This is a genomic window from Acetatifactor sp., from assembly GCF_982438285.1.
On sequence record NZ_CEWDFQ010000086.1, the window covers coordinates 1 to 10307 of the forward strand.

Below are 10307 nucleotides of genomic sequence, written 5' to 3' on the forward strand. Positions count from 1 at the left end.
GGACGGAGGTTGTCTTAAACGAGGTGGCGCATTCTATCTTTTATGCGCCCATGTATGTTGCCATTGAAGAGGGGTATTTTGCGGAGGAAGGGATTGAGCTGACGCTGGTCACCGGCTTTGGCGCCGACAAAACCATGACGGCGGTGCTCACAGATCAGGCGGATATCGGTTTTATGGGCAGCGAGAGCACCATTTATACTTATGCGGGGGGCACAAAGGACTATGTGGTGAATTTTGCCCAGCTGACACAGCGGGCCGGTAATTTCCTGGTATCCAGGGAACCGGTGGAAAATTTCACCTGGGATATGCTGAAAGGCAAAACGGTGCTGGGCGGCAGGGCAGGCGGGATGCCGGAAATGGTATTTGAGTACATTTTAAACAAAAACGGTATTGATCCAAGGACAGATCTGACCATCGACCAAAGCATCGATTTCGGGTCCACGGCAGCGGCCTTTTCCGGCGGCCAGGGGGATTACACGGTGGAGTTTGAGCCTCATGCCACGGCGCTGGAGGAAAAGGGAGACGGCTATGTGGCAGCCTCCCTGGGGGAGGATTCGGGTTATGTGCCCTATACCTCCTTTTCTGCGAAGAAAAGTTATCTGGAGGATCATCCGGAAACTGTGCAGGCATTTACAAACGCACTGCAGAAGGGAATGGACTATGTGGCTTCCCACACCCCTGCAGAAATTGCGGAGGTAATCGCGCCCCAGTTTCCAGAGACGGAGCTTGCAACCATCACCACCATTGTGGAACGGTATCACAATCAGGATACTTGGAAAACAGACCTTATTTTTGAGGAGGAGTCCTTTATGCTTCTGCAGAATATTCTGAAGGATTCCAAGGTGTTAGAGGAGACGGTTCCTTACGAGGACCTTGTGACTACGGAATTTGCCAAAAAAGCAGCCAGTCAGTAAGAGATTTTCATAAAAAAACATCCGGCGGACGTTTCAGGTATCGTTCAACCGGATGTTTTTTATAGCCCAAAGCCGCAGGGCCTTGGCGTTGGTGCTGATTTTTTCAAGGGAATCCAGGATGGCCTGAAAGGCCTTCTGCTCACTGGCCTCAATCACGCCGTCCTCGGAGATGGCAATCAGGGAGGCCCTAAGACTGTCGATGTCTTTCAGGGAACCAAGCACCTTAAGCGCCAGTCTGTCAAAGTCATCGATGGACACTTCCTTTACGCTGTTGCGTCCCAGGGGACATTCCCTTGCACAGTAAGAGTTGGACAGCTCCGGTGTATTGTACACCTTAGACATGGCCTTGACCTCTTCAGGGTAAGGGGCGATGGTGTCCAGCTCGATTCGGGCAAGACGTGTTCTGTCGATGCCTAAAAGCTCAGCGGCCTTTTCCCGGCTGGTAAGAGCCTCATTTTCCTTTGCGGCCTCGGAACGTGCAAGATAATACATATTATCTGCAGCCTTTGTAGCTTTTTTTCCCATAGTGATATCATTCCTTTGTGGTAAAATTAATGAGTCGGATGTAAAAATCGTACTCTATCAGTTTAGTTGAAAAAGATGCGTTTGTAAAGAATATTTATGAAAATGGTTGAGCGGCGCATTGAAATTTGCTAAAATGATGAGGAGGGGTATTTACTCCAGAATAAAAAAGCGGAGGATGTGCAAATGGGATTAATTAAAGCGGCAAAGGATGCCATCGGCTCAATGATGGCGGATCAGTGGCGGGAGTATTTTTACTGTGACTCTCTGAACAATGACACACTGGCTGTAAAAGGGCAAAAGAGGGTTACAGCTGGAAGAAACAGCAACACAAAGGGAGTTGACAATATCATTACCAATGGTTCCATCATCGCGGTAAACGAGGGGCAGTGCATGCTTCTTGTAGATCAGGGTGAAATCACGGATTTCTGCGCGGATGCAGGTGAATTTGTCTATGATTCCTCAGCAGAGCCCAGCCTTTTTTACGGAGGGCTTGGGGAAGGGCTGAAGAATACCTTCAGCAGTATCGGCAAGCGTTTTACCTTCGGCGGAAACGCGCCCAGGGACCAGAGGGTTTATTTTATCAATACCAAGGAAATTATGAATAATCTCTTTGGAACGGCAAGTCCTATTCCGTTCCGGGTGGTGGACGAAAATATTATGCTGGATATGGATGCTTCCATCCGCTGTAATGGACAGTATTCCTTTAAGATTGCGGATCCGCTGGTATTTTATAAGAAAATATGCAGCAATGTGTCCGACAGCTATACCAGAGCAGAGCTGATGACGCAGATGAAGTCGGAATTTTTAAACGCCTTACAGCCGGCCTTTGCAAAGATTTCGGCTATGGGTATCCGTTATAGTATGCTGCCCGCCCACAGCATGGAAATTTCCAATGCGCTGCGGGAGACGCTTTCCGTACAGTGGAGGGATCTGCGGGGCATTGAGATTGTCACGGTAAGCATCAATTCTGCCACCTTGTCCGAGGAGGATCAGGAGTACATCAAGGAGCTTCAGAGAGAGGCTACAGGAGCCAGCGACAGAATTGCCAGGGCGAAGATGAACACGGCCAGAGCGGAATCCCTGGTGGGCGCTTCCCAGAATGCAGGCGGCGCTCTCGTAGGATTCATGGGATTGAACATGGCGGATGCCATGGGAAGCACTATGATGAACCGGATGGGAATGCAGGACCCGGGCGCTCCGGCTATGGCTGGAGGAGCCGGAGGCATGATGGGCGCCATGAATGCAGTGGGAGCCGGACTGGGTATGCAGGCGGCAGGCGCAGGCGCTCAGATGGCGCAGAACCAGGGCGCAGCTTCCGCAGTGCCAGGCTGGACCTGTTCCTGCGGCACCGTAAACCAGGGAAAATTCTGTACCAACTGTGGGCAGCCAAAGCCCTCTCAGGCGGGCTGGACCTGCTCCTGCGGCACCGTAAACCAGGGAAAATTCTGTATGAACTGCGGTGCAAAAAGGCCGGAAGGCGCACCGGTATTTAAGTGTGACAAATGCGGCTGGGAGCCGGAGGATCCGGCGCATCCTCCTAAATTTTGCCCGGAATGCGGCGATATCTTTGACGACAGCGACAAGCGTTGATGTAAGTTGATGTAAGTATATCGCAGCAGTATGCCCTGTGGGATTTCTGCGGGGCGTCTGCTGCGACTTTTTTTGGGAGACGGACAAGTGGATGGTAAGCAGATTGGTGTAATAGTGATTCTTCTCTTGATTTTAGCTGTCATAGGGATTTTGTTTTATATTTTTGTCAGGATACGCAGAAAGGTGCGATACTACTCCCGGATGCTGTTTGGAACAGAGTCCCTTGTGGACGGCGTAAAGAGCATGGAACGGGAGGAGGAGCTTACGCCCAAATCTGTGTCCTCAGCCACGGGCTTGTATCTGCCCTCGATTCTGCGGGATTTTCCAGGGTTTCATTATGAGGAGATGAAAAGCAGGGCTGAGAATGTGCTGCTTTCCTATTTGAGAAGCATAGACGCCATGAATGGAGGGCTTCTCACAGAGGGAACCAGCCAGCTTCGTGAAAATCTCAGGCTGCGGATTGGCGCACTGCAAAAAGCGGGGCTTCGAGAGCATTTTGAGGAAATGCAGCTGCACCGGATGGAAATTTACCAATACCGCAGGCAGCGGGAACGCTGCAGTATTGTTTTTCAGGCGGCCATAGGGTATATTCACTATGTGGAGAAAGACGGCAGCATCACGGAAGGCCAGAGAGACAGACTGAAACAGAGCAGATACAATGTAGAAATGATCTATATCCAGGACAGAAGTGTGATAGATGATCTGGGTGAAGACGGAATCGGCTTAAATTGTCCAAACTGCGGAGCTCCTATTTCGGGAGTGGGAGCCAAAAGATGCGCCTACTGTGACAGCCTCATTGTGGAATTTAATATCAAAACCTGGAATTTTTCCTCGGTAAAGGAAGTGTGATGAAGGAGAGATTATGAGCATATATGATACTTTAAACCGGGAGCAGAAGGAGGCTGTGCTTAAGACGGACGGCCCCCTTCTTCTGCTGGCGGGAGCGGGAAGCGGAAAGACCAGAGTGCTGACCCACCGGATCGCATATCTGATTGATGAAATGGGAGTGAACCCGTGGAATATTCTGGCCATTACCTTTACCAATAAGGCGGCTAAGGAGATGCGGGAGAGAGTGGACGCTCTGGTGGGCTTTGGCGCAGACCAGATATGGGTCAGCACCTTTCATGCAGCCTGCATGCGGATACTGCGCAGGCACATCGACAGGCTGGGCTATGACAATCACTTTGCCATTTACGATACGGACGACCAAAAGGCGGTGATGAAGGAAATCTGCAAGAGGCTCAATATAGATACCAAAACCTATAAGGAGAGAACCCTTCTTGGAGCGATTTCCTCCGCCAAGGATGAGCTGGTGGATGTGAGGGAATACGAGATAAAGGCCTTTGGCGACTATGCTATGACTGTGACTGCAAGGGTTTACAGAGAGTATCAGGAAACCTTAAAAAAGAATAACGCCCTGGATTTTGACGATATTATTGGAAAGACGGTGGAGCTGTTCAAAAGCTGTCCCGAGGTGCTGGACTCCTATCAGGAGAGATTCCGCTATATTATGGTGGACGAGTATCAGGATACCAATACGGCACAGTTTGAGCTGGTACGGCTTCTGGCGGACAAGTACCGGAATCTCTGTGTGGTGGGAGATGATGACCAGTCCATCTACAAATTCAGAGGAGCAAACATCCGCAATATTCTGGATTATGAAAAGGTTTATCCGGAGGCCCAGGTGATCAAGCTGGAGCAGAATTACCGTTCCACCCAGAGCATTCTGGATGCGGCTAATGCGGTGATCAGCAATAATACGGGCCGGAAGGAGAAGGCGCTTTGGACGGATAAGGGAGCCGGGAGCCTTGTTCATTTCCGCCAGTTTGACAACGCCTTTGAGGAGGCGGAGTTTATTGCGGAGGATGTGGCCCGCAGAGTAAAAAAGGGAAATGCCGGATACAAGGACTGCGCGGTGCTCTATAGAACCAATGCCCAGTCCCGCCTTTTAGAGGAGCGGATGATTCTGGAGGGCATTCCCTATAATGTGGTGGGCGGCGTAAACTTTTATTCCAGGAGAGAGGTTAAGGATATTCTGTCCTATTTAAAGACTATCGACAACGGCCGGGACGATCTGGCTCTTCGGCGTATCATCAATGTACCCAAGCGCAGCATTGGAGCCACCACGGTGGAAAGAGTGGCGGATTATGCCCAGATGCGGGGAATCAGCCTGTTTGATGCCATGACCCAGGCGGATCAGATCATGAGTCTGGGGAGAGGGGTGGGCAAGCTTGCTCCCTTTGTGAGGATGATCCAGGACTTTCGGGAAAAATCCAAGGACTGCAGCGTTGCGGAGCTGATCGGAGAAATTGTGGAGCAGACACAGTATCCGGAATATTTAAGGAACGAGGATGATGAGTCCGCTGAGGACCGCCTTTCCAACATAGATGAATTGATCACCAAGGCGGTGGCCTATGAGGAAAGCCATGAGACCCCCAGCCTGTCGGAATTTTTGGAGGAGATTGCCCTGGTGGCGGATATCGACAATGTGGACGGAAGCGACGAGCGGGTGCTTTTGATGACCCTTCACAGCGCCAAGGGTCTGGAGTTTCCCTTTGTGTATATTGCGGGGATGGAGGACGGCTTGTTCCCCAGCTATATGACTATTATGTCCGAGGACCCTTCCGATCTTGAGGAGGAGAGGAGACTGGCCTATGTGGGAATCACCAGAGCCAAGGAGGAGCTGACGCTGACCTGTGCCAAAATGCGCATGATAAGAGGGGAAACCCAGTATAATCCCATCAGCCGTTTTGTGAGAGAAATTCCCACGAAGCTTTTGGACAATTCAGTGCCTGCTTCTAAAACATTCCGTGAGACCATTCCGGAGGTGTTTGACTTCAGGCCCAAGGCAACGCTGCGGCCGAAGGTGACGGCCAAGGCGGACAAGCCCTACATAGCCAGGGGAATCGGCAGCTTAAACCAGCTGGCAGGTATTTCCAAGGGCGCGCCGGCTCAGTCTTTGGAGGAGCTGGAGTACGGCGTGGGAGACAGTGTGAGACATATAAAATACGGTCAGGGCACCGTGCTTAAGATCGAAAAAGAGCCCAGGGACTATAAGGTAACGGTAAATTTTGAAAAAGCCGGGCAGAAAATTATGTATGCTTCTTTTGCAAAATTGAAAAGATTGTAGTAATTTTTGATGGAATGTGGTATCCTATAATTAATTTCTGAGAAAGGCAGGTAGGGTTATGAGCAAGCTGGAAAATATGATGGATATGGTTAAACTCAATGATCTTCTGGGAAAAAAGGAGGAGAAGAAAAGCTGTAACGTTTTGCTGTGGGTGCTGGCTATCGTAGGAGCGGCAGCGGCTGTTGCGGCCATCGCGTACGCGGTGTATCGTTATTTTACGCCGGATTATCTGGAAGATTTTGAGGATGATTTTGAGGACGACTTCGAGGATGAAGAGGACGATGATGACTTCTTCGAGGACGAGAGCGAAAAATAACGGATTGAAGGAAGCGGCATGAAAAAAGGACAGGTATACGAAGGGATTGTAGAGAGGGTGGATTTCCCCAACAAAGGAATCGTGAAGGTGGGGGAGGAAACCGTCGTCGTAAAGATGAGCCTGCCCGGACAAAAAGTGAAGCTTGGCGTAAATAAGGTAAGAAAAGGGAAGACGGAAGGCCGTCTTCTGGAGGTGCTGGAAAAATCACCTCTTGAGACAGGCCATCCGTGTTCCCATTTTGGCGTGTGCGGAGGATGTACATACCTTTCCCTCCCCTATGAAGAGCAGCTTCGGGTGAAGGAAGGCCAGGTGAAAAGGCTTTTGGACAGTGTGCTTTCCAGACAGGATGGGACCTGGAAATGGGAGGGCATTAAGGGCAGCCCGAAGGTGTATGAGTACCGCAATAAGATGGAATTTTCCTTTGGGGATGAGTATAAGGAGGGGCCTCTTTCTCTTGGCATGCACAAGCGAAGCAGCTTTTACGATGTGGTTACCGTGGAGGACTGCAAGCTTGTGGATCAGGATTACAGGCTGATACTGCAGGAGACGAAGGAATTTTTCGCCAAAAGGGGCGTCACCTTTTTCCACAGATTGACCCACAAGGGATATCTTAGGCATCTATTGGTGCGCAAGGCTTCAAAGACAGGAGAAATTTTGGCGGCGCTGGTGACCACCTCCCAGGAGCCATGGGGTGAAAACGGAGAGACATTCACAAAGGAGGCCGCTGATGTGAATCTGCCGGAGAAATTTGCCCAGCTGCTTCTGGGACTTGAAAAGGAGGGCAGACTGCAAGGCTCTCTTGCGGGTATTTTGCACATTACCAATGACTCCCAGGCTGACGTGGTAAAGAGTGACAGGACGGACATTCTTTACGGCAGAGATTATTTTTATGAGGAGCTTTTGGGGCTTCGTTTTAAGATTTCTGCATTTTCTTTCTTCCAGACCAATTCTTATGGAGCGGAGGTTCTCTATGAGACGGTCCGGGAGTATATCGGTGATCTGGGACGCGGCCTGGGCGGAAAAGCCTCTCAGACGGTGTTTGATCTGTACAGCGGAACGGGAACCATTGCACAGCTGATGGCGCCTGCGGCAAAGCAGGTGATCGGCGTGGAGATCGTGGAGGAGGCCGTGGAGGCGGCCAGACGAAACGCTTTGGAAAATGGTTTGGACAACTGCCGGTTCATAGCGGGGGATGTGCTGAAGGTTTTGGAACAGGTGGAGGAAAAGCCGGATTTGATCATTCTTGATCCTCCCAGGGACGGCATCCATCCCAAGGCGCTGCCTAAGATCATCGCCTATGGAGTGGAGCATATCGTCTATATATCCTGCAAGCCCACCAGCCTGATAAGAGACCTGGCTGTGTTTTTGGACAATGGCTATCGGGTGGAGCGGGCTGTGGCAGTGGACCAGTTTCCGTGGACGGGGAATGTGGAGACGGTAGTACTGCTTTCCAAGGGAGAAATCGACTCGAAGAAAGTACGGGTGGAGTTCTCTTTGGAAGATATGGATATGTCCGGCTTCCAGAAAGGCGCGACCTATGAGCAGATTAAGGCATATGTACTGGAGCATACCGGCTTGAAGGTATCTTCTATGTACATCTCCCAGGTCAAGAGGAAATGTGGGCTGGATGTGGGACAGAATTATAACCTGTCAAAGAAAGAAAACGCCAAAGTGCCAAAATGCCCACCGGAAAAGGAAGCGGCAATTATGGAGTCATTGAGATATTTTCAAATGATATAATTTATCGTTCAAGGGCTTGGGCATTTTAGCTTAGGCCCTTTTTCATAGCCTCGAAGTTCACTATTTCGTGAATTTTATTTGCCTTTTTGTGCGAAATCAAGTATACTGGAGATGAAAAACATCAGGAGGTGCAGGATGGCAATTAGCTATAATCGTCTCTGGAAACGATTAATAGATCATGATTTAAGTAAAACCGATATGATGCACCGTGCAAACATTAGCACCAATGTTCTGGCACGTCTGGGAAAGGGTGCGCCTGTTTCAATGGAAAGCATGGAAAAAATCTGTAAAGTGTTAGACTGCAATATTGGCGATGTTATGGAATTTGTTCCTGATAATGAAGACGGAGGAAAAGACGCATGATTACAGGTGCAATCAAAAATAAAGTAGATAAAATCTGGACGGATATCTGGGCTGGCGGCATTACCAATCCTTTGACAGTGATTGAGCAGCTGACCTACCTGATGTTCATTCGTTCTCTTGATGAAAAAGAATTGGAGACAGAAGAATTTGAGAACATGAGCGGCGAGAAGATGGATAAAATCTTCCCTCAGTCCCCTATCGGGCAGTCTATGCGCTGGAGCAAATTCAAAAATGACGACCCGCGCGACATTTACGATGTCATTTCCCAGCGGGTGTTCCCTGCTATTAAAAACATGAAGCATGGACATCTGCCAGATTTTACGGAGCAGGGCGAGATGATCGAAATCATGGATGACACTGAGAATGATACCGAAAAAGATACTGCTTTCGCCCGGTACATGAGTGATGCCATGTTCCTGATTCCTACGCCGCAGGTGTTGCAAAAAATCATTACGGGCTTGGACGACCTGTATGAGCACGACATTTCCGATTTGGATATGCAGGGCGATCTATACGAGTATATGCTGGGGAAACTGTCCACCGCCGGTCAAAACGGGCAGTTTCGCACCCCCCGGCATATCATCAAAATGATGGTAGAACTTTTACAGCCCACCCCAGAGGATACCATCTGTGATCCGGCTTGTGGAACGGCAGGCTTTCTGGTGGCTTCGGCAGAGTACATTCGCAGTCACTATGAAGATACCATGACAAATGAACAGTGGGAACATTTCTCGGGGCCGATGTTTACCGGTTTTGACACAGACCGCACTATGCTGCGGCTGTCGGCAATGAATCTGATGCTCCATTCGATTACGCATCCGGAAATCCACTATCAGGACAGCGTTTCTAAGCAAAACCAAATCCGGGACAAATACACCATCTGCCTGGCGAATCCTCCCTTTAAGGGCACTATTGACGCTGAGAGTATCAATGATGATTTGAAAGCTGTTACCAACACAAAAAAGACCGAGTTGCTGTTCTTGGCGCTATTCCTGCGGATGCTGAAAAAGGGCGGCCAGTGCGCCTGCATCGTGCCGGACGGCGTGCTGTTCGGTTCTTCTAAAGCACACAAATCCGTCCGAAAGGAAATGGTGGAGAATCATCAGCTGCGCGCAGTGATTTCTATGCCCTCCGGTGTATTCAAGCCCTATGCGGGCGTGTCCACAGCAGTACTGGTGTTCACCAAGACCAGCGCGGGTGGTACGGAAAACGTGTGGTTTTACGATATGAAGGCTGATGGCTTTTCGCTAGATGACAAGCGCAGCGAGATTTCAGAGAACGACATTCCAGACATTATCGAACGGTTCCATAATCTCGATAAGGAAGCCAGCCGCCAGCGTACCGAGCAGAGCTTTTTTGTGCCGAAACAGGAAATTGCGGATAACGATTATGACCTATCCATTAATAAGTACAAAAAGGTGGAGTATGTGCCAGTGGAGTATCCGTCTACAGCACAAATTATGGCTGACCTGCATGAATTGGAAATGGAGATCACCGCAGGACTGGCGGAATTGGAGGGAATGCTGTGATGGCAAGATTGGGGGATGTTTGCGAGATTCTTAATGGATATGCCTTCAAAAGTGCGAATTATACTGATAAAGGTGTTAGAATTATTCGGATTTCTAATGTCCAAAAAGGATATATTGAAGATAATACACCAGCTTTTTACCCTTTTGATGATATAAATGTAGCAAAATATGAAATTTTTGAGGGTGACTTGCTACTCTCA

9 protein-coding genes and 1 pseudogene are annotated in these 10307 nt (G+C 49.5%); 9 read left to right on the top strand and 1 reads right to left on the bottom strand.

Going from position 1 to position 10307, the window contains the following annotated elements:
• Window positions 1–914: ABC transporter substrate-binding protein (locus AC1WIP_RS06060; protein ID WP_481140992.1), on the top strand; the 914-nt coding region annotated here is incomplete at its 5' end.
• Between the two features lie 33 nt (window positions 915–947).
• On the opposite strand, the gene AC1WIP_RS06065 is transcribed toward AC1WIP_RS06060, so the two are convergent.
• Window positions 948–1439 carry a helix-turn-helix domain-containing protein gene (locus AC1WIP_RS06065; RefSeq protein ID WP_481140994.1) on the bottom strand — a complete coding sequence of 164 codons (492 nt, stop codon included), beginning with the start codon at window positions 1437–1439 and terminating at the stop codon, window positions 948–950.
• 183 nt (window positions 1440–1622) lie between these two features.
• On the opposite strand from AC1WIP_RS06065, the gene AC1WIP_RS06070 reads away from it, so the two are divergent.
• The 8 genes and pseudogenes from AC1WIP_RS06070 to AC1WIP_RS06105 form a co-directional block, all read left to right on the top strand.
• On the top strand, window positions 1623–3029 hold the full coding sequence (locus AC1WIP_RS06070) for an SPFH domain-containing protein (RefSeq protein ID WP_481140995.1): 1407 nt from the start codon (window positions 1623–1625) through the stop codon (window positions 3027–3029).
• 87 nt (window positions 3030–3116) lie between these two features.
• Window positions 3117–3878: a zinc ribbon domain-containing protein gene (locus AC1WIP_RS06075; protein ID WP_481140996.1), complete on the top strand. Its 762-nt coding sequence runs from the start codon at window positions 3117–3119 to the stop codon at window positions 3876–3878.
• A gap of 13 nt (window positions 3879–3891) precedes the next feature.
• Window positions 3892–6159 (top strand): DNA helicase PcrA, encoded by a 2268-nt coding sequence (gene pcrA / locus AC1WIP_RS06080; protein WP_481140997.1) that lies wholly within the window; start codon window positions 3892–3894, stop codon window positions 6157–6159.
• 58 nt (window positions 6160–6217) lie between these two features.
• Complete coding sequence (locus AC1WIP_RS06085) at window positions 6218–6475, top strand: DUF4366 domain-containing protein (RefSeq protein WP_481140998.1); 258 nt, start codon at window positions 6218–6220, stop codon at window positions 6473–6475.
• Between the two features lie 18 nt (window positions 6476–6493).
• Window positions 6494–8215: a 23S rRNA (uracil(1939)-C(5))-methyltransferase RlmD gene (gene rlmD / locus AC1WIP_RS06090; protein WP_481140999.1), complete on the top strand. Its 1722-nt coding sequence runs from the start codon at window positions 6494–6496 to the stop codon at window positions 8213–8215.
• Window positions 8216–8350: 135 nt separating this feature from the next.
• Complete coding sequence (locus AC1WIP_RS06095) at window positions 8351–8578, top strand: helix-turn-helix domain-containing protein (RefSeq protein ID WP_481141000.1); 228 nt, start codon at window positions 8351–8353, stop codon at window positions 8576–8578.
• Complete coding sequence (locus tag AC1WIP_RS06100) at window positions 8575–10107, top strand: type I restriction-modification system subunit M (protein ID WP_481141001.1); 1533 nt, start codon at window positions 8575–8577, stop codon at window positions 10105–10107. The genes AC1WIP_RS06095 and AC1WIP_RS06100 overlap by 4 nt, the downstream gene beginning before the upstream one ends.
• Window positions 10107–10307 (top strand): annotated as a pseudogene (locus tag AC1WIP_RS06105) (hypothetical protein); the annotation flags it as partial. The gene AC1WIP_RS06100 and the pseudogene AC1WIP_RS06105, both read left to right, overlap by 1 nt.